This is a genomic window from Zobellia galactanivorans, from assembly GCF_000973105.1.
Classification (GTDB): Bacteria; Bacteroidota; Bacteroidia; order Flavobacteriales; family Flavobacteriaceae; genus Zobellia; species Zobellia galactanivorans.
In genome coordinates, this window is record NC_015844.1 from 1,768,874 (window position 1) to 1,790,998 (window position 22,125).

General features: G+C 43.6%; 19 protein-coding genes. 15 read left to right on the forward strand and 4 right to left on the reverse strand.

The genetic code is table 11. From position 1 onward, the window contains the following. Positions 1–14: 14 nt before the first annotated feature. Positions 15–1,151 carry an SPFH domain-containing protein gene (locus tag ZOBGAL_RS07070; protein ID WP_013992853.1) on the reverse strand — a complete coding sequence of 379 codons (1,137 nt, stop codon included), beginning with the start codon at positions 1,149–1,151 and terminating at the stop codon, positions 15–17. Positions 1,152–1,456: 305 nt separating this feature from the next. Here ZOBGAL_RS07070 and ZOBGAL_RS07075 point away from each other — a divergent pair, with 305 nt between their 5' ends. The 3 genes from ZOBGAL_RS07075 (at position 1,457) to ZOBGAL_RS07085 (ending at position 7,623) form a co-directional block, all read left to right on the forward strand. After that, on the forward strand, positions 1,457–4,669 hold the full coding sequence (locus ZOBGAL_RS07075) for a SusC/RagA family TonB-linked outer membrane protein (protein WP_046287391.1): 3,213 nt from the start codon (positions 1,457–1,459) through the stop codon (positions 4,667–4,669). 19 nt (positions 4,670–4,688) lie between these two features. Then, on the forward strand, positions 4,689–6,491 hold the full coding sequence (locus ZOBGAL_RS07080) for a RagB/SusD family nutrient uptake outer membrane protein (protein WP_013992855.1): 1,803 nt from the start codon (positions 4,689–4,691) through the stop codon (positions 6,489–6,491). 184 nt (positions 6,492–6,675) lie between these two features. Beyond that, positions 6,676–7,623, forward strand: a complete 948-nt coding sequence (locus ZOBGAL_RS07085; protein ID WP_013992856.1) for a carbohydrate kinase family protein — start codon at positions 6,676–6,678, stop codon at positions 7,621–7,623. Between the two features lie 4 nt (positions 7,624–7,627). Here ZOBGAL_RS07085 and ZOBGAL_RS07090 read toward each other — a convergent pair whose 3' ends face one another. Genes ZOBGAL_RS07090 through ZOBGAL_RS07100 form a run of 3 tightly spaced genes read right to left on the reverse strand, consistent with a single transcriptional unit; the run spans position 7,628 to position 10,410 of the window. After that, positions 7,628–8,764: an ATP-binding protein gene (locus ZOBGAL_RS07090; RefSeq protein WP_013992857.1), complete on the reverse strand. Its 1,137-nt coding sequence runs from the start codon at positions 8,762–8,764 to the stop codon at positions 7,628–7,630. Continuing rightward, positions 8,761–9,516: an SDR family NAD(P)-dependent oxidoreductase gene (locus ZOBGAL_RS07095; protein ID WP_013992858.1), complete on the reverse strand. Its 756-nt coding sequence runs from the start codon at positions 9,514–9,516 to the stop codon at positions 8,761–8,763. Before ZOBGAL_RS07095 ends, ZOBGAL_RS07090 begins: the two co-directional genes overlap by 4 nt. 18 nt (positions 9,517–9,534) lie before the next feature. Beyond that, complete coding sequence (locus tag ZOBGAL_RS07100; protein WP_013992859.1) at positions 9,535–10,410, reverse strand: aldo/keto reductase; 876 nt, start codon at positions 10,408–10,410, stop codon at positions 9,535–9,537. Between the two features lie 158 nt (positions 10,411–10,568). Here ZOBGAL_RS07100 and ZOBGAL_RS07105 point away from each other — a divergent pair, with 158 nt between their 5' ends. The 12 genes from ZOBGAL_RS07105 (at position 10,569) to ZOBGAL_RS07160 (ending at position 22,097) form a co-directional block, all read left to right on the forward strand. Next, positions 10,569–11,570, forward strand: coding sequence for an AAA family ATPase (locus ZOBGAL_RS07105; protein WP_013992860.1), 1,002 nt, complete (start codon positions 10,569–10,571; stop codon positions 11,568–11,570). Between the two features lie 88 nt (positions 11,571–11,658). Then, positions 11,659–12,525, forward strand: coding sequence for a DUF58 domain-containing protein (locus tag ZOBGAL_RS07110; protein WP_013992861.1), 867 nt, complete (start codon positions 11,659–11,661; stop codon positions 12,523–12,525). Positions 12,526–12,605: 80 nt separating this feature from the next. Then, positions 12,606–14,189 carry a BatD family protein gene (locus ZOBGAL_RS07115; RefSeq protein ID WP_148560694.1) on the forward strand — a complete coding sequence of 528 codons (1,584 nt, stop codon included), beginning with the start codon at positions 12,606–12,608 and terminating at the stop codon, positions 14,187–14,189. After that, a complete protein-coding gene (locus ZOBGAL_RS07120; RefSeq protein ID WP_013992863.1) occupies positions 14,190–15,188 on the forward strand; it encodes a vWA domain-containing protein in 999 nt (332 codons plus the stop codon). 60 nt (positions 15,189–15,248) lie between these two features. After that, positions 15,249–16,298, forward strand: coding sequence for a VWA domain-containing protein (locus ZOBGAL_RS07125; protein WP_013992864.1), 1,050 nt, complete (start codon positions 15,249–15,251; stop codon positions 16,296–16,298). Next, a complete protein-coding gene (locus tag ZOBGAL_RS07130; RefSeq protein WP_013992865.1) occupies positions 16,299–17,156 on the forward strand; it encodes a tetratricopeptide repeat protein in 858 nt (285 codons plus the stop codon). A gap of 38 nt (positions 17,157–17,194) precedes the next feature. Further along, positions 17,195–18,934, forward strand: coding sequence for a BatD family protein (locus ZOBGAL_RS07135; protein WP_013992866.1), 1,740 nt, complete (start codon positions 17,195–17,197; stop codon positions 18,932–18,934). A gap of 4 nt (positions 18,935–18,938) precedes the next feature. Then, positions 18,939–19,697 carry an SH3 domain-containing protein gene (locus tag ZOBGAL_RS07140; RefSeq protein WP_013992867.1) on the forward strand — a complete coding sequence of 253 codons (759 nt, stop codon included), beginning with the start codon at positions 18,939–18,941 and terminating at the stop codon, positions 19,695–19,697. 59 nt (positions 19,698–19,756) lie between these two features. Beyond that, positions 19,757–20,053: a hypothetical protein gene (locus ZOBGAL_RS07145; protein WP_013992868.1), complete on the forward strand. Its 297-nt coding sequence runs from the start codon at positions 19,757–19,759 to the stop codon at positions 20,051–20,053. 120 nt (positions 20,054–20,173) lie between these two features. Continuing rightward, on the forward strand, positions 20,174–20,494 hold the full coding sequence (locus ZOBGAL_RS07150) for a hypothetical protein (RefSeq protein ID WP_148560695.1): 321 nt from the start codon (positions 20,174–20,176) through the stop codon (positions 20,492–20,494). 243 nt (positions 20,495–20,737) lie between these two features. Next, positions 20,738–21,367: a carbonic anhydrase family protein gene (locus ZOBGAL_RS07155; protein ID WP_046287392.1), complete on the forward strand. Its 630-nt coding sequence runs from the start codon at positions 20,738–20,740 to the stop codon at positions 21,365–21,367. Between the two features lie 103 nt (positions 21,368–21,470). Further along, the gene (locus ZOBGAL_RS07160) at positions 21,471–22,097 is read left to right on the forward strand and encodes a carbonic anhydrase (protein WP_013992871.1); all 627 of its coding nucleotides are present in this window, start codon (positions 21,471–21,473) and stop codon (positions 22,095–22,097) included. Positions 22,098–22,125: the final 28 nt, after the last annotated feature.

A 22,125-nucleotide genomic window follows, 5' to 3' on the forward strand; every position in this document is an offset into this window, starting at 1 on the left:
AAAGAAATGACGTTTTAGGCCGTTGGCAGGGGTGGAGGTGTATTACCTCCCAAAAAAGATTTGAGTTCGTCCACGTCTTTTAGGGCCGTCCAGTTTTGCATGCCCTGTTTCCAAACCAAGGTTTCCCTGTTAATCGTTCTATTGGCAAACAGTTCTTTGAGCCTATCAAAAGTCACGGGGCCACTCTGCTGGCCGTTAAGTCCGTAATAATACATGGTATGGGCAGGCATTGGCGGAGGGGCGGGCGCATCGGTTTTTTGCGCTCCAAAGACGGGGTTTTGGCCTTGTGGCGCCATCATATTGCCCATTTGTTGGGCCAGAACAAAGCCCATACCCATGCCCATTCCAGCTCCTGCCGTACCTCCTTCGTTTTTCGCCGCGGCTTCCATGGCCTTTGCGGCCTTAAATTGGGAAAGCTTCACCATATCCAACTTATCTAACCTACTATACTCGAAAATCTCTTTTTTAAGCTCTTCAGGCATAGAAACATTTTCAATATAGAAGCGCTCCAACGCTATACCGACCCTTCCGAATTCGGGTTGCATCACCTCTTGACAGGTTTCCGATAATTCGCTCGTATTGGCCGCATAGAGTTCTATAGGCAAATTGGCCTCGCCGACCGTATCGGTAAAACGGGTAACGATCAAACTCTTTAAATGCTCATTAATCTCGTAACTCGTAAAATTAGCATCCGTTCCGACTACATCTACAACAAATTTCCCCGCATCGCTTATTCTAAAGCTATAGGTTCCAAAGGCACGTATTTCCACTAGTCCGAAACGATCATCGCTCAGCATAAAGGGGTTTTTGGTCCCCCATTTTTCATCGGTGAACAAACGGGTATTCACGAAATAGACCTCAGCCTTGAAAGGGCTGTCAAAACCATATTTCCAACCTTTCAGGGTAGTCAATATAGGTAGGTTCTTCGTGTTTAGGGTGTAGGTACCGGGCTTGAACACATCGGCCAGCTGGCCTTCATTTATAAATACCGCGGTCTGCCCTTCTCGAACGATAAGCTTGGCATTGTTCTTTATTTCGTTCTGATAGCGTTCAAAACGGTGTACAATAGTATCATTGGTCGGGTCTAACCATTCAATGATATCGATAAACTCATGACTTAGTTTGTTTTTTATTTCGTTGAATATGTCCATTACACCCTGTTTTAAATTTTTTAATAAGGTAGTGGATTTCTAGAAAAGGCACAAAGAAGGGAAGGGCAATTTAGGCGGGTATACCACAAAACACCCCATCTTACTTACAAAAGTGGCTTCCAAAGCAATCACTTTTTTGCACAAAAATGGACGCTTCCCAATAAAATTGAATTGTCAAGCCCGTAAAATAAGGTGCAATTTTTTGCCCCAAGCGGAATTTTTTGCATGATTATTTTCATAATTAACAAGAATTTAACTAGGTTTATACCCTAACACGAACATTCAACAACTAAACTCTTCTCAACATGAAAACCAAAGAGCGACTATCCTCTATGGCTCGATTCTTAGCCAGTGGACCCAAAAAAATGCTCACTACAGCAATCTGCTTACTGACTATTTTGAGCGCACATGCCAGAACCACCGAAGGTGAAACCTCACCTCAACAACCCACCATATCGGGTACCATTTACGATGATATGGGCGCACCCTTACCCGGGGCCAGTATTGTCTTAAAGGGAACTACAACGGGTACGACATCTGATTTTGACGGTAATTTCACCATAAAGACAGATGGAGAAAACACCATTCTAAGTATTTCCTACATTGGGTATAAGACCCAAGAAGTTGACATTTCCAACAAAACTACGGTCGACATCACCATGGTCTCAGATGCGGCCGCCCTTGATGAAATTGTAGTAGTAGGTTACAGCAGCCAAAAAAGGGCCACGGTAACCGGGGCCATCAGTACCCTAAAGGGTTCCGACATCGCAGAGGTGCCCGCGGCAAACATTACACAATCCTTGGCGGGTAGAATGGCCGGGGTAAGTATGCGCCCCAATGGCGGTACACCTGGAAATGACAATCCTGATATTCATATTAGAGGTATTGTAACTACAGGTAACAATAAACCTTTAATAGTGGTAGACGGTATTAGAAGGGACAATATTGGACAGATAGACCCCAACGTTATTGAAACCATTACCGTTTTAAAGGATGCAGCTGCGGTAGCTCCCTTTGGTATTGGCGGGTCGAACGGTGTAATATTAATTACCACCAAGAAAGGGAAATCAGGAAAACCCGTGGTCAGTATCAACACCTCTTATGCCTTTCAAAAACCCACCTATCTTCCTGAAATGCTAAATGCCCAAGATTATATGGCATTGCAGAACGAAGGCTACTTTAACCTGAACCCCACTGGTTCTACGCCTCCCAACGACCCAAATTTAATTGCCAATTACCCCTCTTTGCACAAAGAAGACCCTTACAGGTATCCCGATGCCAATTTCCCTGAAATATTCAAGAAAAACTCAGGTATTCAAATTACCAATGCCGAAATAAGCGGTGGAACCGACAATATTCAATACCATGCCGGATTAGGCTATTATGACCAAGGAGGTATTTTTGAACCCTTAGGCTACAAAAGATATTCGTACAATCTTAATATAGATGCCAACCTAAGTGCCAATACCAAAGTAGGTATGTCATTACTCGGTACGATAGAAAACACAGACGGTATCGATGCCGATGAGTCACCGACCCACCTAATGCGAAGTTTCTACAAATTCGTCCCTACCCAAACCTTACTTTACCCAGAAGGAGACAAGTGGGGCGAATCTTCAGCCAATTCACCTCTAGGTGTCCTTAATTCGGATGGCTATAATAGGGAGGAAGACAATACCCTTCTAAGTTCCGTATACATAGAACAACAACTGCCTTTTATAGAAGGATTGAGTATAAAGGGCGTCTTCAGCTTTGACAACGAACAAGGAAACGACAAACTTTGGCACGTTCCCTATAAATATTACAATATAGACCTTTCCCAACAGCCATACACCTACACAGAAGCCATTTCCTTGCAAGAAGGTAACGGGGCTCCTTATACTTGGCTTCAATTAAAAAATGAGCGATCCAAAAAGTTCACGTACCAAGGATACATCAATTACAACCGAACCTTTGGCGACCATGCGGTATCAGCCTTGTTCGTAGCGGAAGCACGTGAAACCAAAGGCGACTACTTCAACACAAGAAGAAATAATTTTGCCATTGAAATAGACGAGTTGAGTTTGGGTAGTTCCGATAAGCTAGATTATGACAATGCCGGATCTTCAAGCACAGCCTCTGAACTTGGCTATGTATACCGTTTAGGGTACACGTATAAGAACAAATATATTTTTGAGGCTTCAGGTAGGTATGACGGACATTATTCTTTTGCGCCAGGAAATAGATGGGGCTATTTTCCCGCCTTTTCCGCAGCATGGCGTATCTCAGAAGAGAAATTCATGCAAAACGTAAACAACGTAAACAACTTAAAACTAAGAGGTTCTTGGGGTAAATCAGGAAACCTTCCTTACATTGATAACGAGCTTGCTGATTTCCAATACCTCGCAGGATATGATTTACGAGGAAATGCTTATGCTTATGGCAACGGCGTTTTAGTTCAGGGGTCCAAAATTGAAAATGAACCTAACCCTAATATTACCTGGGAGATTTCCACAAAACTAGATATTGGTTTTGACCTTACTATGTACAATGGATTACTGAACGTAGAATTCGATTATTTCCATGAAGACCGAACAGGTATGCTTTTAACGCCTCAAGTAACATTGCCGGTTGAATACGGTCTCTCTTTATCTCAAGAAAACAAGGGGGAAATGAACAACGATGGTTTTGAATTCAGCATCGGAACGCTAAAACAATGGGACAGCGGCCTGCAGTTGTCGGTAAACGCCAACATGAGCTATTCCGAAAATAACATGATCGAAGTTTTCCAAAGTGATGCCGAACGTGATAACCCAAACAGAACCAAAGTAGGAAGACCTTTTGGAACTCCATATGGGTACAAATCTTTAGGTCTATTCTCTACCGCAGAAGACATCAATAATGATGGTATTATAAACGCAGCCGATGGATATAACGTAGAGCAATTCGGAGACTTACACCCTGGAGATGTTAAGTATGCGGATTTGAGCGGACCAGATGGTGTTCCTGATGGAAAAATTGATTCTAATGACCAGACCGTAATCGGAAAACCTGTATATCCTTCCACTACATACGGACTTAATACCGCTGTTAGCTACAAAGGATTTGATTTATCCTTATTCTTTCAAGGCACGGCCAGTTCAGATATTAATATTCAGACATTCTTGACCTCTCCATTTGCGAATAACGGAAGTAACACTTCCTATGAATATTTCAATAATAGATGGACTCCAGATAACCAAGGTGCCAGATACCCAAGAGCTACCCCATCTCCCTACTCTAACAACACTCAGAGTTCTGATTTTTGGATGGTAGACACGAGCTATCTTCGTTTAAAGACCGCGTCTTTGGGTTACACCTTGCCACAGAGTGTAAGTGAAAAACTCAACGTTTCTTCAATTGGTTTCACCCTTACAGGCCAAAACCTGTTAACGATAAGCAAGTTAGATTTTATAGACCCTGAATTGGGATACGATGATCGCGAAAATTCCTATCCAATAATGAAATCATTGGCATTTGGAATGAATATTTCCTTCTAATCAAAAAATTATAAAAATCATGAAATACTTACATAATATAACTTATTTAAAAGCAGCCTGCCTCCTGCTTATATCGATATCTTTTTCGTGCGACTCGGAAGAATTTCTAGAAAACGAAAACAAGTCTAAACTTACAGACCAAACCCAGTGGCAAACCGAAGGCAACGCCGATATCTTTGTAAATGACGTATACAGCGAAATACCTCGCATATGTACGCTTGCCGAGCAACTGGATTATTATACGGATGATTATAACATTAGCCACTATTACACAGCATCTAACTGGCGACAAGGTATTTGCCAAGCGCCGGGTTCAAGTAATGCCAGCCCATGGGGAGGGACTTACGGACCTACCAACGGATATACCTGGGAGAGTTTTTTCGTAAAAGTCAGAAAATGTAATACCGGATTAAAAGAACTGGAGGCCAATAAAGACAACTTTACCCCTGAATACTACAACCAAAGAACGGATGAATTGAGGTTCTTAAGGGCGTATTTCTATAGCGAGTTTTTCATGCATATAGGCGGTCTACCGATTCTAACCGAACCCCTCGACAGAAATACAATGACCGAGGAAGAGTTGTTAACCCCTAGGGCCACTTTTGAAGAGACCTTCAATTTTATAGTTAACGAGCTAGGCAGTATAGTTGACAACGGCCATCTCGAAATCAAATACAATAGTGGGGACCAAAATGCGGGAAGAGCTACTTTGGGCGCTGCCCTAGCCCTGAAAGGGTGGATCGAGTTATTTGGCGCCAGTCCGTTATTCAACAGTGGGTCCGGTTATCTTCCCGATACAGGTAATTTTGTGCATTTTGCAACGGCTGACCCCAACAGGTGGGCGACTGCGGCTGCTACCAACAAGAAATTCATAGACGAGTACGAAGGCATTTACGACTTGTTCGACGACCTTCCTAATTTGTGGAGAGCCTCTAATGAATATAACTCCGAGGTGATTTGGGACCGACAGATTGTTGCCAATATTGGAGGTATGGGATCTAACTATGAAAGACGTGGAGGCCCAACATATGTCTTAGACCAATATATGACTTGGGGAAATTACAATCCCACACAAGAGGTTGTAGATCAATTTGCCATGGCAAATGGAAAACCGATTTCCGACCCAACCTCTGGATATGACCCACAAAACCCATACGAAAACCGGGAAAAAAGGTTTTATGACTTTATCGTTTATGATGGGGCTCCTTACAAATTGGATTGGATGCCAGAAGAAGACACCATCTATACCCGTATTGATGAAGCTGGCATCAACCTTAACCAAATAGACCTTGCGGGCTCAAACGATGTGGGCGATTCAGGATACTACCAAAAGAAGCGTTTGAATCCCGATGCAGCACCCGGTAATGATGCCAGTGGGCAAAACGACCTTTTTTACCGATACGCCGAAGTCTTGCTCAATTACGCCGAGGCCCAGAACGAAGCGGTCGGTCCAGATCAAACGGTGTATGACGCCATCAATAAAATCAGGAACCGTTCCGATCTCCCCGACCTTCCTGCCGGTCTAAGCCAGGATGAAATGAGGGATGCCATACACACTGAGCGTAGAGTCGAGCTTTGTTTTGAAAACAAGCGTTACTACGACAACAAAAGATGGATGCAACAAGAAGAAACAATGGGCGTTGCTAGACACAACATGGTCATTAGAAACACAGTACCATCCGACAATTCGGGAGTTTGGACCTATAGTGTCGAGCCAGAGGTAAAATTCACCCCTAAGTTCGAAGCACGTCAGTACATGAGCCCTATTCCCCAAAATGTAATAGATCAAAATCCGAATATTTCACAAAACCCAGGGTACTAATCGCAACAAGACCTTGAAATTTTCACTAAAAGCCACTTCGTTCGTGAAGTGGCTTTTTTGTGCAAATGAATTCTCGAATCGCCACACACATCAAAAAAACAAGATACTTCTTAAACCCTATAATTTAAGTACTTTTACGAAACAAGAGAGCCCCTTTTAAACACCCATCACTTCAAGAACGCCTATGAAAACCGTATACTGCATTGGAGAATTACTCATAGATTTTGTAGCGATAAAACAAGGCAACGACCTTTCAAAGGCGACCGAATTCACGAAAAAAGCGGGAGGAGCTCCCGCCAACGTAGCCTGCACCATAGCTAAATTAGGGGGTAAAAGCCAGTTTATAGGAGCCATAGGTAATGACCCCTTCGGAACCTTTTTGCTGAACGTATTGAAAGAAAATCGAGTGGACACTTCATTGGTGCAGCGTTCCAAAACATTTACGACCATGGCATTTGTTTCCTTGGCCGAAGATGGGGAACGCGGTTTTGTTTTTAGCAGGGGTGCCGACAAGAAGCTGAAATACGACCCCACATTGAAAAAACAGCTACAGAATGGCATTATACACCTTGGGGCGGCCACCGCTTTGCTAGGAGGAGGGCTAGAGGAAGCCTACGACCGCTACCTCTTCGATGCCCTGACCCAAAACACCTTCATCAGCTTTGACCCTAACTTCAGGAAAGACCTTTGGAAAGGAGAAGAAAGCACCTTTGTTAAAAAGTGTTTGCGCTTCATTGAAAAATCGCATTTATGCAAATTCAGTAAAGAGGAAGCCCAACTTATCTCGGGAGAGTCCGACCTTGAACGTGCCTGTAACACCATACATGAAATAGGGTCACCCCTTATTACCCTTACCTTGGGGAGCGAAGGCACCTTGGTCAGCACCCCTAAAAAGAAGACCATAGTACCCAGTATAAAAGTAAGGGCCATAGACACCACTGGCGCCGGCGATGCCTTTATCGGCTGTTTGTTGTACCAAATTGCCAACATAGGAGACCCACACCTCATCCTATCCGATTATGGGCAATTGATCGAAATGGTTGCCATGGCCAATAAGGCAGGAGCCATTACCACTACCGGTTACGGGGCCATTCCTTCACTTCCCGACAACAGCATGGTTTTCGGGGAATAGACAGCTAGTTGTAGGTCACCTTTCTAATGATACGCAACGACTCCTTAATGCCCGTATAAACTTTAGGGTAATCTTTTCTCAATAAGGAACGGGAAGCTTCCATCTGCTTCTTGGCTTCGTCAAAACCGTTCAGGTAACAAATAAGATAAGTATCGGGCAGACTCTTGAGGTCTATTTTATCGGAAGGCGTCAGTTTTATATTGTTTCGGATTTTTTGCAAAAGGGCATTATTCGCATTCCAGATATGAAAAAGTGACTTCTTATCATATTGCGGGGGCTCAAAGATGAGTTTACTCTCTATTTTGTACGTTCCGTTATCAAAAAAATGAATGACCATCTCTTCCAAAGGAAAATATCTTTGCTTTGTACCAAGCCCCAATTGTACATATTCCACAGTAGTAAAAGAGTCTTCCGTATAGGCAATACGGATTTCATCCAAGGCCGAATAAAACAGTTTCACCTGTTCATTGATCAACTCAATATCGACCCTGGAAAAATAAACCTCATTTTTCACCTTCTTTTTATTCCCTGCCCAACAGACCACAAACTGCTCTTTAAAAACCTTGTAGTTACTACTTAGGTTTTTATGTCGGTTATTGATGAAGTCGATTACACCATCTAAGGTTAGTTCAATATTGTTACGGGCGTGCTGCTCAATGGTGGCCACCGTATCGGAATTGATATCTTTCAATTCTACTCCATAGGCCTTCGGCATACTGATACTCCCTTCCCGGAAAAAGACCATGCCCCCATAGTATTTCCAAATGTTTTTGCGCAGGGCGCATACCTTTCCATTAGACCTGATAGTAACCAGGCCGACCACCTTGCCTTCTTTTAAATTAGGAAAGGGAATGTTTTCGTACGAAATCAAGGGAGGATTGTCTAGGTAGGCATTGACCAAGTTTTGGATCTTACTGTCATCAAAGAAATCGACCCCTACAATTTTGTTGTCTTCATCCTCCACCCCGATAACGATAAAAGAATTATTTTTAGGGTTGCTGTTGGCCAAGGCGCAAACGTGCTTTAAAAACTTGGCCTTACCTTCTTTTTCCCCAATGCTTATAAAACGCTTCTTATCATAAAAACTATTCTCATCATTGTGGGCAAGTAGGTTTTTTACAAGTAAGCGTTTATTGATCATAACGACCTGTTCAATATAGTTGCGGAGGCCTGTGCGGTTGGCATGACCACCAAATCGGCAATATTTACATGATAGGGCCGGGTTACTACAAAATGTATGATTTCGGCAATATCTTGGGGCAATAAGGGGTCAAAGCCTTCATAAACCGAATCGGCCTTATCATCGTCCCCTTTAAAGCGGACATTGCTAAATTCCGTCTCGACAGCCCCCGGATTAATGCCCCCGACCTTGATTCCATAGGGGTTCAAATCCATGCGCATTCCCTTGGTAAGCGCATCTACGGCATGCTTGCTCGCGCAATACACGTTTCCTTTGGGATACACTTCCTTTCCCGCCGTTGAACCGATATTGATGATATGCCCCGACTTGCGTTCCACCATGCTCGGAATAATCGCTTTTGAAACATACAATAGTCCCTTAACATTAATGTCGATCATAGCGTCCCAATCGTCAATATCACCTGCGTCTATAGGATCAAGACCATGGGCGTTACCCGCGTTGTTGACCAATACATCTATTTTCGAAAACTCCTTTGGAAGCGAGCCAATTGCCTCAAAAACGGCATCTTTATCACGCACATCGAAGTTCAACGTGTGCACCTCGCAATTTTTGCCCAACTCAACCTCAAGGGCATCAAGACGTTCTTGCCTCCTTCCGCAGAGCACCTGCCTAAAGCCCTGAACGGCAAAGAGAATTGCCGTTGCCCTACCTATGCCACTCGTGGCTCCGGTTATTAATACAGTTTTGTTCATGGTTTTTATTCTTTTCGTTTATGGTACTTCGTGTCCCTGGGCGGCCTCTAACAAGACAAACCAATCGGTCAGTTCCATTTCTATTTTTGTAGCCTCTATCGCCGCCGATATACGTGGTTTTGTAGTGGTACCTACTACCGGGTATACTTTTGAAGGATGCCTCATTACCCAAGCCAAAAGCAATTGGTCTTCAGTAGCCCCATATTTGGGCAACATAGGCTCCATTGCTCTTGAAACGCGCTTATACACCTCATCTTTTTCCCTAAAAAAGGAACCGAGCGGACTATAAGACATGACCATTCTCTTATTTACCAATGCATCATCGAGCGTACCGTCGTACATGGGCCCGTTATGGGTCAACGAAAACTCTATTTGATTTGCCGCAATGGGCGTTTCCGTTTCTATCAAAGCTATTTGCGATGACAAAAAATTAGACACCCCAAAGGCCCTGACCTTTCCTTGATCCTTTAATTTTACGATGGCCTCTGCCACGGCATCGGGCCGCATTAACGGACTGGGCCTATGCAAGAGAAGAAGGTCTAAATAATCGGTCCGCAGTTTTTTAAGCGATTGTTCCGCTGACCAAACGATGTATTCGGCATCATATTGATAGTGCTTCACCCGGTTGGGCCGGGCATCGGCATCGAGTTGGATACCGCACTTGGAAATCAACTGGATGTTTTCCCTAGAAATTCCAGCTTCGACAAAGGCCTTCCCGAAATCTTCTTCGGTCGTATACCCACCGTAAATATCGGCGTGGTCAAAAGTTGTGATTCCTACATTGACGCAGTGATTCATCACTTCGATCATTTCCGATTTTGAAAAACCTTTTCCCCAACTTCCCCAAGTCATAGTTCCCGCTATAACTTTAGAATAAAATTTGTTCTTTTGCATAGGTGCGTTAAATTAAAAAGAAATCCCTTAAAAACTTCACAAAAAGAGGGCTCGTACTTTTTTTTTAACCAATCGTTAACAGCTAAGCAACTAATAAATTTTCAATTTGCATGTCTATTCTAACAACAACCGACCCAAACCAAAATTTGTAGCGTTATATGGAAGAAAATACTACGGTAGATATTAATGCGGTAAACGAAAAAATTGCTCAGGAGAGCGCTTTTATCGACCTGTTGATATTAGAAATGAACAAAGTAATCGTTGGCCAAAAACACATGGTGGAACGCTTACTGATCGGACTTCTTGGTCAAGGCCACATTTTATTGGAAGGTGTACCCGGGCTTGCAAAAACCTTGGCGATCAACACCCTATCAAAGGCAGTTAAGGGCAGCTTCAGCAGAATTCAGTTTACGCCCGACCTTTTGCCTGCCGATGTAGTCGGTACCTTGATCTACAACATGAAGGAAAACGACTTTTCGATAAAGAAAGGTCCTATTTTCGCAAATTTCGTGCTGGCGGATGAAATTAACCGTGCCCCCGCAAAGGTACAATCGGCACTCTTGGAAGCCATGCAGGAAAAGCAGGTCACCATTGGCGACGAGACCTTTATACTGGACAAGCCGTTTTTGGTAATGGCCACGCAGAACCCCGTAGAGCAAGAAGGTACCTACCCCTTACCCGAAGCACAGGTCGACCGTTTTATGCTCAAGACGGTAATCGATTATCCGAAGCTAAACGAAGAACAAATGATCATGCGGCAGAATCTTCTAGGAGCCTACGAAACGGTAAGACCGGTAGTAAGCCTAGAACAGATACTAAGCGCCCAAAAAGCGGTACGTGATGTGTATATGGACGAAAAGATAGAGAAATACATTCTCGATATCGTTTTCGCCACACGATACCCAGAAAAATATAATTTGCCCGATTTAAAACCATTGATCAGCTTCGGTGCTTCCCCAAGGGGTAGTATCAACCTGGGCAATGCGGCAAAATGCTATGCCTTCATCAAGAGAAGGGGATATGTAGTCCCCGAAGATGTAAGGGCCGTGGTTCACGATGTGTTAAGGCACAGAATTGGTATCACCTACGAGGCCGAAGCAGAAAATATTACTTCCGAAGAAATCATCAACAAGATCGTTAACGAGATCGAAGTACCCTAAAAAGTGGGCAGTTGGCAGATGTGGTCGGTAGTATTTGACGTTTTGTCCCTACCCCTGAAACTGCTTGCTGAAAACTGTTTACTGAAGAATGGATACGAAAGAGCTACTTAAAAAAGTACGTAAGATCGAGATCAAGACACGGCGTCTTTCCGATCATATTTTCGGTGGGGAATACCACTCCACTTTTAAGGGTCGGGGTATGACCTTTAGCGAAGTACGCCAATACCAATTTGGCGATGACGTACGAAATATTGATTGGAACGTTACAGCGCGTTACAACGAACCCTACATCAAGGTTTTTGAAGAAGAACGCGAACTGACCATGATGCTTATGGTCGACATAAGTGGCTCTGAACATTTTGGCACGACCAATCAGTTCAAAAAAGATGTAATTACGGAAATATCGGCCACCTTGGCCTTCTCCGCCCTTCAGAACAACGACAAAGCAGGACTCATTCTGTTTTCCGATGAAGTAGAGCTGTATATTCCTCCTAAAAAAGGAAAAAGCCATGTGCTGCGGATTATTAGGGAATTGTTGGAATTCAAACCGAAAAGCAATCGTACGAACGTTGCCGAAGCCTTGAAGTTTTTGAGCAGCGTAATGAAGAAAAAAGCGATTGTTTTTGTACTATCCGACTTTATTGCCGAAGACTATGAAAAGACCTTGAAGATCTCAGGGAACAAGCACGACCTTACGGGTATCAGGGTTTTTGATGAACGCGAAGAGAACATACCTAATTTAGGTATGGTACAAATGCAGGATGCCGAAACCGGCAAGATAAGATTGGTAAACACCCAATCTAAAAGAGTACGTATGGCCTATGGCGAATACTACCGGCAGCGTGTCAATTACTTCAAGGAAACGTTCACGAAATCGGGCTGTGGCGTGTTGGATTGTAGGGTCGACGAAAGTTATGTAAAAAAATTATTGGGCTATTTTAAGCGCAGAGGCTAATGCTAAAAAATTACTTGCTAAACCAAAGAAATAACAAACTATTGCCCATAAGGCGATTCACCTTGCTATGCTTTTTGTTGATGGCTTTTTCAGCATTCTCCCAAAAAAGCCCCAAGGTAAGCACCGAGGTCGATACCACGTCGATTAAAATTGGCGAACAGGTCAGATTTACCGTTACCGTCGAGGCCGACACTACGGCCCAGGTTATTTTTCCCGAAGGCCAGACCTTTTCGCCCTTGGAAACCGTAGAAGCCTTTGCTACCGATACAACACGGCAGAACGACCGAATGACCCTGCAAAAAATCTACGCCCTTACCCAATTTGATTCGGGATCGTACAAAATACCGGCCCAACGTATAGACATTAACGGCAACGGTTTCTTGACCGACTCCACCACGACCATCAATGTAGCCAATGTAGCGGTAGATACCTTGGCGCAAAAGATGTACGACATCAAACCTTTAATGGAGGTTGAAAAAAGCAACGCTAAACTATGGCTATGGATTCTAGGCGTTCTTTTAGGCCTATTGCTTATAGGTGCCCTAGTATATTGGTTCTTTTTTAAGAAAAAGCCCTTGACCGAGGAGGAGAAAGTGGCGTTGTTACCCCCTTATGACCGTGCCCTCTTAGAGCTAAAAAAACTGGAAAACTCGAGATATATCATTCAAGACGAGTACAAGCAGTACTACTCCGAACTTACCGACATTGTCCGTTCTTACCTAGAGGAAGATGTTCACGTTTCGGCCTTGGAGAGTACTACCGATGAACTGATCAATAAACTTGAGCTACTTAAAGATGCAGGCGAACTTCAAATTGAAGACGACACCTTGCTTCAGTTCAAACGCATTCTGCAGACTGCGGATTTAGTAAAATTTGCCAAATCAAAACCCGAAAGTTCCGTAGCCGAACAAGACCGCAAGGCCATAGAGGAAATCGTAATAAAAACACATGAGGCCTTACCTGAACCCACGGAAGAAGAATTGATGGAACAGGAGGAATTCAAGGAGGAACTCGAAAGGAAGAAGCAGAAGAAAAAATTAGTCTATGCCAGTTTGGCCCTTTTTGGCCTTCTTGTAATCGGCACATCGGCCGTTACCGCGTATTACGGTTTCACCTATGTAAAAGACACCCTTTTGGGGCATCCGACCAAAAAACTCCTGGAAGGCGAATGGGTAGCGAGTTCATATGGTTATCCACCGATCAACCTAGAGACACCCCACGTACTGAAAAGACAGGAGACCAAGCTCAGTCCAGAAATGAAGGCCAACATAAAAGACCTTCAAATGTTCTCATACAGTAATACGGAAAGCTTGTTTACCGTTGGTGCTAGCTCGACCACCTTGACCCAAGAAGTAGAACCCGAATTCAACAAATCGATTGAGTCATTCATAGAAAACCTTGAAAAACAAGGTGCAAAGAACATTATTACCAAACAGGAAGAGTTCACCACCTTGACCGGTGTAAAGGGCATTAAGGTTTTCGGTAGCGGAAAGTTCCCCATACCCCAGTCGAAAGAGCTTGTAGACGGAAAATATGCCATTTTGCTATTTGGCGGAAAAGGCTTCCAACAACAGGTTATTCTAAATTGGTTGGACGGAGACACCTATGCACAAAAAATTGTCGATCGTATTTTAGGTTCGGTCGAAGTAAAAACGGAATTATAGATGTTGGATAACGTAACCTTTGCAAATCCGGAATTCTTTTGGTTGCTACTTTTGCTTCCGTTGGCCATCTTGTGGTATTTCTACAAGCGCAACGAGCATGTAGCCTCTCTAAAGATTCCGACCATACAGGGTTTTGGCCATACGGATGTTCTTTCTAAACTAAAACCTTTGTTGTTCATTCTACGTCTTCTGGCCTTGACGGCGGTAATAGTAGCCATGGCGAGACCGCAGACCGAGGATATTTCCACCAAAACAAAAACGACCAAGGGTATCGACATTGTCATGGCCATCGATGTCTCATCAAGTATGTTGGCCAGAGACCTCAAGCCCAATCGCTTGACCGCCCTAAAAGAAGTAGCGGCCGAATTTATCAAGGAACGGCCCAACGACCGTATCGGTCTGGTTGCCTATGCCGCCGAAGCCTATACAAAGACCCCGATTACCAGTGACAAATCAATCGTCTTAAGGGCATTAAAAGAAATTACATATGGGCAGTTGAACGACGGTACGGCCATAGGCATGGGACTGGCCACATCGGTCAACCGCCTGAAAGAAAGCAAGGCTTCCAGTAAAATCATCATCCTGCTCACCGACGGGGTGAACAACTCTGGTTTTATTGAACCGCAGACCGCCGCCGACTTGGCCACGGAATTCGGCATCAAGACCTACACCATAGGTCTAGGCACCAACGGAAACGCACTTTCCCCCATTGCCTACAACAGCGATGGTTCATTCCGCTACGGTATGCGCCAAGTGGAAATCGACGAAGATTTGTTAAAAGATATTGCAAAAGTTACGGGAGGAAAGTATTTTAGGGCTACGGATAACCAAAAGTTAGAAGCTATATACGACGAAATCAACAAGCTTGAAAAAACCGAAATAGAAGAATTTAAATATTACAAGTACGAGGAAAAATTTAGGCCTTGGATATTTTTGGCAATAGCCTTGTTAGTGTTCGAATGGCTACTCAGAAATACACTTTTTAGAAGTTTTATCTAAGCACGTCCTTTTGAAACCCCATCGTACCTCACTGAATTTTAGAAAACGAACAGAACAAGAATGATTCAATTAGACGAAAAGATTTACTTTTATTTGCTGACCGTTATACCGGTCATTGTCGTCTTGTTCATTGTGGTTCAACTTTGGAAGAAGCGAACCCAAAACAAATTTGCCGATAGCCAATTGCTCAAGCGGCTGTCACCTGACAAATCTACATTTAAATCGACCCTTAAGCTTTTGTTTTTCCTTTTGGGCCTAACTTTTATCACCCTCGGATTGGTCAATCCGAAAATTGGCACGAAATTGGAGACGGTAAAACGCGAAGGTGTCGATGTCGTTTTTGCGGTAGACGTCTCTAAGAGTATGTTGGCCGAAGACATAGCGCCCAACCGTTTGGAAAAGGCCAAACGCTTGGTATCCGAGATCATAAACCAATTGGCGAGCGACCGGATCGGTATTATCGCCTATGCCGGGCAAGCCTTTCCCCAATTGCCCATTACCACTGATTACGGTGCGGCAAAAATGTTCTTGCAAAGCATGAACACCGACATGCTTACATCCCAAGGAACGGCCATCAACGAGGCCATTGAACTGGCCACTACGTTCTATAACGATGAAGAGCAGACCAACAGGGTATTGTTCATTATATCCGATGGCGAGGACCATTCGGAAGGCAATACCAAAGACGCTGTAGAAAAAGCAGTAGAAGAGGAAGGTATCCGCATATTTACCATCGGCGTAGGAAAGGCCAAGGGAGCACCCATTCCCATAAAACGCAATGGCGTGGTCGAGAGCCTTAAAAAGGATGCCCAAGGCGAAGTGGTCATTACAAAATTGAACGAAGAGGTACTCATCGATATTGCCGAAGAAGGCAACGGAGAGTATATAGACGGTACAAATACCGAAGCTGCGGTAGAAAGAATAACAGAACAACTGTTACAAATGGACAAAAAGGAATTTGAAGCCAAACAGTTTGCCGAATTCAAAGACCAGTTTCAATGGTTCTTAGGCATTGGCCTTTTATTCTTGATTTTAGATGTCTTTATTTTAGAGAAACGTACAAAGTGGCTTGCAAAGCTGAATTTGTTTAACGAAAAAGAGATAGAATAGATGAAACATTCACTTATACTGGTATTGTTCTGCATCGGTTTCGTTTCTTTTGCACAGGATGGGGAAAAAGAACGCGCAAAGGCCCTTGACGAATCGAGAAACTTGACCTGGGAGGCCAACAAGGCCCTTTCGGAAGACAATTTTATAGAAGCCGAGGCCGATTATAGAAAGGCCATTGCCAAAAGCGACGAAAATTCGGCCGCACCCTACAATTTAGGAAATGCCTACTACGCCAAAGAAACCTATAGCGAAGCTTTCGGACGCTTTAAACAAGCCGGTGAACTCGCTACGGACAAGGCAGACAAACACCGCGCCTACCACAACATGGGCAATGTGTTCATGAAAAGAAAGGAATATCAAAAAGCGATAGAGGCCTACAAAGAAGCCCTTCGAAACGACCCTACCGACGACGAAACACGTTACAATCTGGCCTTGGCCAAAAAAATGCTCGAAAAAGAACAAGAGCAGAACGACCAAAACCAAGATAATAAAGACCAGCAGGACAAAAACGACCAAAAAGACCAGAACGAAGACAAGAAAGAGGGCGACAACAAAGAAGACAACCAAGACCAAGATAAAGAAAACGAAGGCGACAAGGGAGACGAGGGCGACGAGAACGAAGAACAGAAAGACGAAAACAAAGAGGGTGAAGGCGATGAAAAGGAAGAACAGAAAAAGCAGCCCGAACAAGGAGATAAGCCCCAAGAACAGCAACAACAGCCCAGGCCTAACCAGTTAAGCAAACAACAGATCCAAAATTTGTTGGAGGCCATGCAAAACGAAGAGAAAAAAGTTCAAGAAAAAATAGACGCCCAAAAAGTAAAAGGCGTTAAGGTTAAAAACGAAAAAGATTGGTAAAAAGCGCTGTACATAGAAATCTGATTGCAATCATCGCTATGCTGCTCGTCGTTTTTTCGATGAACGCACAAGACGATGCCGTTACCTTTGAAATGAAACTCAGCAAGGAGAAGCTGGGCATCAACGAACGCTTACGGGTCGATTTCACCATGAACAAAGACGGTGACAATTTCAATCCTCCCGACTTTGAAGGATTCCGGGTGCTCATGGGACCTTCACAATCGATAAGTTCGTCATGGATCAATGGGGTACGCAGCTATTCAAAAACATACTCCTACACTTTGGCACCCACCACTAGGGGAACCGTAACCATTAAGCAGGCCTCTATTGTCATCGCGGGAAAAACCTACAAGTCCCTTCCCAAAAAGGTAGAGGTAACCGCGGCCGTTGACAAGCCCAGTGACGAGATGACCGTAGACGATGTGGCCGACGAAAGCCTTCATCTTGTGGCCGAAGTATCTAAAACGGACCCCTATCTTAACGAAGGCCTTAGCGTAGTCTACAAACTTTATGTGAGTCCTTCCATAAGCGTATCGAACTATCAACCGCTCGACAACCCCAAATACAACAACTTTTGGAGCCAAGACATTCCGGTTTCAAGACCCGTGGCGGAAAATGGCACCTACAAGGGCAAACCCTACCGTTACGTAGTATTAAAGCGCGTGGTATTATATCCCCAGAAATCGGGTAAATTGGAAATAGAACCGCTTTCGCTGGAAGTTACGGTAGACGTACCCACCAACAAACGCGATTTTTTCGGAGGACGTATCTATACCCAAACGAACAAAACCGTTTCTGCGGGAAAACGCACCATCAATGTAAAGCCACTGCCCGAAAAAGGGAAGCCGGTCAACTTTAGTGGTGCCGTAGGTAGTTTTGATTTTTCGGTAAGCACCAACAAAACCACTTTGAACGCTTCAGAATCCTTACAGGCGAAGGTAGAAGTGAGCGGTAAGGGAAACCTAAAGCTCTTTCAACTTCCCGAGCCGAACCTACCCAGCGCATTGGAAGTTTACGAACCTGAGTTCAACGAGAACGTACGCACCACCCTATCGGGATCACAGGGCAAGGTGAGCAACAACTATACTATCGTTCCTTCGTTTAAGGGGAAATACCCTATACCGAGCATATCGTTCACCTATTTTGACCCCAAAGCAAAAACGTACAAGACCCTTACCTCCGATGAGATCTTGATCAATGTAAAAGAGGGACCGACCAATTCAAGTATCGGCACTGCCGTTGCGACAGGAGGTCAAAAACAGGCCGTTACCGTCGGGAACCAATTCAACTTCCTGAAGCTGAACCCCAACCTGTCGCCTATAACATCTAATTTCTTTTTTGGTTCCACCCAATACTATCTTTGGTTACTACTACCGTTGATATTGATTCCTATTGCCATAATACTAGGTAAAAAACGGGAGGCCATCGCCAGTGATGTCGTGGGGAACAAGGTACGTAAAGCGAACAAACTTGCACGGAAATACCTTTCTAAGGCCAAAAAGGAACTTGGCAATAAAGAAGGCTTTTACATCGCCCTCGAGAAGGCCTTGCACAATTATTTAAAGGCTAAGCTAAAGATAGAGACATCGGAATTCAGCAAAGATAAAATTGCCACCTTGCTCAACGAAAAACAAGTTGATGACACTACGAACGATGGCTTTATCGCCTTGCTGAAGAATTGCGAAATGGCCCGTTACAGTCCTTTTTCAGAGGTACAGATGCAGCAAGATTACGATAAGGCCAGTGAGGTAATCTCACATCTAGATAAACAATTATAATAAAGTGAGACAGATATTTTTCATAGTAATAGCTTTTGTGACCCTTACGGTGTCAGGCCAGAACAAGGCATTGTTCGACCAGGCCACCGAAGCCTATAACGTGGGCGAATATCAAAGAGCGGTAGACAGCTACTTAGAGATATTGCAGAACGGGCAACACTCTGCGGAACTCTATTACAATTTAGGCAACGCCTATTACAAGCTCAACCAAATTGCCCCGAGTATCTACTATTATGAGAAGGCCCTTTTGCTAAAACCCAATGATAGCGAAATAAAGAACAATCTAGGCTATGCCCAAAATATGACATTAGATGCCATAGACCGTATGCCGGCCACAGGGCTTACAAAGATCTACGACAGTACGATCGGCATTCTCTCTTTTGACCAATGGGCCTATGCCTCCATTGTTTTTATGATACTCTTTGTACTGCTGTACATCGCTTTCTACTATTTTCACTATTCTTCGAGAAAACGATTGGCCTTTATTTTCAGTATGATCTCGCTTTTAGCCATGCTCACCTCGGTCGTGTTCGCCTTTTTGCAACACAGTGAATTCGAGGCCGACGACCCCGCCATTGTCTTTGCAAAAGAGGCCAGCGTAAAATCCGAACCCAATAAAAGAAGCCTTGAAGCGTTTACACTACATGAGGGCACCAAAGTCAATGTTCTAGAAGAACTCAACGACTGGAAAAAGATTCGCATTCCTGACGGTACTACAGGTTGGATTCAGACTGAGGACATAAAAATCTTAAAAGATTTTTAATATTTCCTTAACGAGGATTAAAAAGGTTGGTGTTATATTTGCGTTTGTTACAAACTTCTATGAAAATTTTTGCTCGTTTTCTTTTGCTTTCTCTTTGGCTATTTGCCATTACGGCTCCGAGCGTTATAACTTTGCTAGATGTTGACAATCCTGTAATAGTAACCAACCTCAATGAGGAAGAGCAGCAGGAAATGGGGAAAAAATCTCCCTTTGAGGAAAAAATAGTCAACGAAAACTACTTTGATTTTTCTTTAATAGCCCAGTCAGAACAGTCTGTTATGGGACACTATCACCTTATGGGCTACATCGATTTCACTATTGAAATTCTTCTGCCCCCTCCAGAACATTTGAGTTAATCCTCTCGATAAAACTATTCGATTAACTACAAATTTGTCCTTGATGTATATTGGGGACCGGATTAATATATGTTCAAAATTTCAAGCCGCGATATTCAGCCGAGCATCGCAACATTTTTTATGGCAATACCTCTAAGTATGGGCCTTGCCAACATCACTGACCTACCCTTCCTTTCCGTATCGATTGCGGGAACGATAATCGGTATTTCAATCAATGCACTAAACCAATCTAAAATCAGGTCAGCGGTACAGGTAGAAGGAGGAGCCCCAGTAAAAAACTATCAAAATTCCCATATTCTTCAAAGTGAAGGTATATCTTATGGGGAACACCATATCAAAACACTTCTTGCGGAAGAAAGCGATTTTTCAACTCCGAATACTTTCCTCAGCCTAGTGCAGGTCAATCATTTTTCAATCGAAAAAAGGTTTGGAAATCATTGAAAAATACAAGCTATGCCCGGCCTATTGAGATTACAAGTCGCGCTCGAATTAAGACAAAAATGTATTATTCATAACAGAATCGTACTACACATCCACTCGGTATTCAAGTACCTTTGGTAAAGCAAAAAGGAAGTCAATCGATATTTAAACGGGAACCAACCCGACATCATAGCGGTCGAAAGCTAAAAATATAGCCCCTTCGACTATCAAAACAAATTAGAAAAAGCATTAAATTAGATAAGCATGAAAGCACATACAAGGGAGACACAAGCCACAATGACTCCAGAAAAGGCATTAAATTTTTTAAAAGAGGGCAACGAACGCTTTCAAAATAACCTGAAAGCCAACAGAAACCTTCTCGAGCAGGTCAACGACACCAGTGAAGGGCAATTTCCCTTTGCAACCATCTTGAGCTGTATCGATTCGAGGGTTTCCGCGGAATTGGTCTTCGATCAGGGCCTAGGTGATATTTTCAGTATCCGTATTGCCGGTAATTTCGTGAACGAAGATATTTTGGGCAGTATGGAATTCGGTTGTAAACTAGCCGGCACCAAATTGATCGTTGTTTTGGGCCACACCAGTTGCGGGGCCATCAAAGGCGCTTGTGATCACGCCAGATTGGGCAACCTTACCGCCTTGATCAACAAGATCGAACCTGCGGTGGAAGCCGTAAAGGAGCCGGCCGACGAAAGTCTTAGAAACTCGAAGAACCTTGAATTTGTAGATAAGGTTTCAGAAAAGAACGTGCTCTTGACCATTGACAACGTACGCGAAAAAAGTCCGGTTTTGGCCGAAATGGAAAAAACGGGAGAAATCAAGATAATTGGTGCCATGTACGACTTGTCCAATGGCGAAGTGGTCTTTTACGAATAATCACGGGCCAAAAGAGTTCTTTGTTTCAAAAGGCCAATGTTGGCGTATTGGCCTTTTTCAGATAATACTGTAGAAATAACGCTATTTTGTAAAAAATTACAATATGAACCTAGATACTGTTTTTGCGAACAACGAAGAATGGATCAAAGAAAAACTAGCAACAGATCCAGACTATTTTGGTCAATTGGCCGAAGGCCAAAATCCAGAATTGCTTTACATCGGGTGCTCCGATAGTAGAGTTACCGCAGAAGAGGTTATGGGCGCCAAGCCGGGCGAGGTGTTCGTGCATCGCAACATCGCGAATATGGTAATCAGTATAGACCTTAACGTTCTCTCGGTGGTAAAGTATGCCGTAGATTACTTGAAAGTAAAACATATCATCGTTTGTGGACATTACGCCTGCGGAGGGGTCAAAGCCGCCATGCAGTCGGCAGATTTAGGTGTCTTGAACCCATGGCTACGTAATATACGCGATGTATACCGCCTTCATAAAGAAGAACTCAACGCCATTGAAGACGAGACCAAAAAATACGATCGGTTGGTTGAACTGAACGTAAAGGAACAATGCGTAAACCTAATCAAAACGGCCGTGGTGCAAAAAGCATTTCGCGATCACGGGTTGAAAGTACACGGATGGATATTTGACGTCCATACCGGAAAATTGATAGATCTAAAAATAGACTTTGAAGGCTATCTCAAAAACATTATGGAAATCTATCATTTAGATTGATCCATATCATTCGGTAGGGGCCAAAACG

Coding starts and splice junctions, on each gene's coding strand:
- ZOBGAL_RS07090 (WP_013992857.1), bottom strand. CDS start 8,764: ATGATCAATAAACGCTTACTTGTAAAAAACCTACTTGCCCACAATGAT.
- ZOBGAL_RS07110 (WP_013992861.1), top strand. CDS start 11,659: ATGGATACGAAAGAGCTACTTAAAAAAGTACGTAAGATCGAGATCAAG.
- ZOBGAL_RS07130 (WP_013992865.1), top strand. CDS start 16,299: ATGAAACATTCACTTATACTGGTATTGTTCTGCATCGGTTTCGTTTCT.
- ZOBGAL_RS07095 (WP_013992858.1), bottom strand. CDS start 9,516: ATGAACAAAACTGTATTAATAACCGGAGCCACGAGTGGCATAGGTAGG.
- ZOBGAL_RS07125 (WP_013992864.1), top strand. CDS start 15,249: ATGATTCAATTAGACGAAAAGATTTACTTTTATTTGCTGACCGTTATA.
- ZOBGAL_RS07115 (WP_148560694.1), top strand. CDS start 12,606: ATGGCTTTTTCAGCATTCTCCCAAAAAAGCCCCAAGGTAAGCACCGAG.
- ZOBGAL_RS07070 (WP_013992853.1), bottom strand. CDS start 1,151: ATGGACATATTCAACGAAATAAAAAACAAACTAAGTCATGAGTTTATC.
- ZOBGAL_RS07155 (WP_046287392.1), top strand. CDS start 20,738: ATGAAAGCACATACAAGGGAGACACAAGCCACAATGACTCCAGAAAAG.
- ZOBGAL_RS07135 (WP_013992866.1), top strand. CDS start 17,195: ATGCTGCTCGTCGTTTTTTCGATGAACGCACAAGACGATGCCGTTACC.
- ZOBGAL_RS07120 (WP_013992863.1), top strand. CDS start 14,190: ATGTTGGATAACGTAACCTTTGCAAATCCGGAATTCTTTTGGTTGCTA.
- ZOBGAL_RS07150 (WP_148560695.1), top strand. CDS start 20,174: ATGGCAATACCTCTAAGTATGGGCCTTGCCAACATCACTGACCTACCC.
- ZOBGAL_RS07100 (WP_013992859.1), bottom strand. CDS start 10,410: ATGCAAAAGAACAAATTTTATTCTAAAGTTATAGCGGGAACTATGACT.
- ZOBGAL_RS07160 (WP_013992871.1), top strand. CDS start 21,471: ATGAACCTAGATACTGTTTTTGCGAACAACGAAGAATGGATCAAAGAA.
- ZOBGAL_RS07075 (WP_046287391.1), top strand. CDS start 1,457: ATGAAAACCAAAGAGCGACTATCCTCTATGGCTCGATTCTTAGCCAGT.
- ZOBGAL_RS07105 (WP_013992860.1), top strand. CDS start 10,569: ATGGAAGAAAATACTACGGTAGATATTAATGCGGTAAACGAAAAAATT.
- ZOBGAL_RS07080 (WP_013992855.1), top strand. CDS start 4,689: ATGAAATACTTACATAATATAACTTATTTAAAAGCAGCCTGCCTCCTG.
- ZOBGAL_RS07085 (WP_013992856.1), top strand. CDS start 6,676: ATGAAAACCGTATACTGCATTGGAGAATTACTCATAGATTTTGTAGCG.
- ZOBGAL_RS07145 (WP_013992868.1), top strand. CDS start 19,757: ATGAAAATTTTTGCTCGTTTTCTTTTGCTTTCTCTTTGGCTATTTGCC.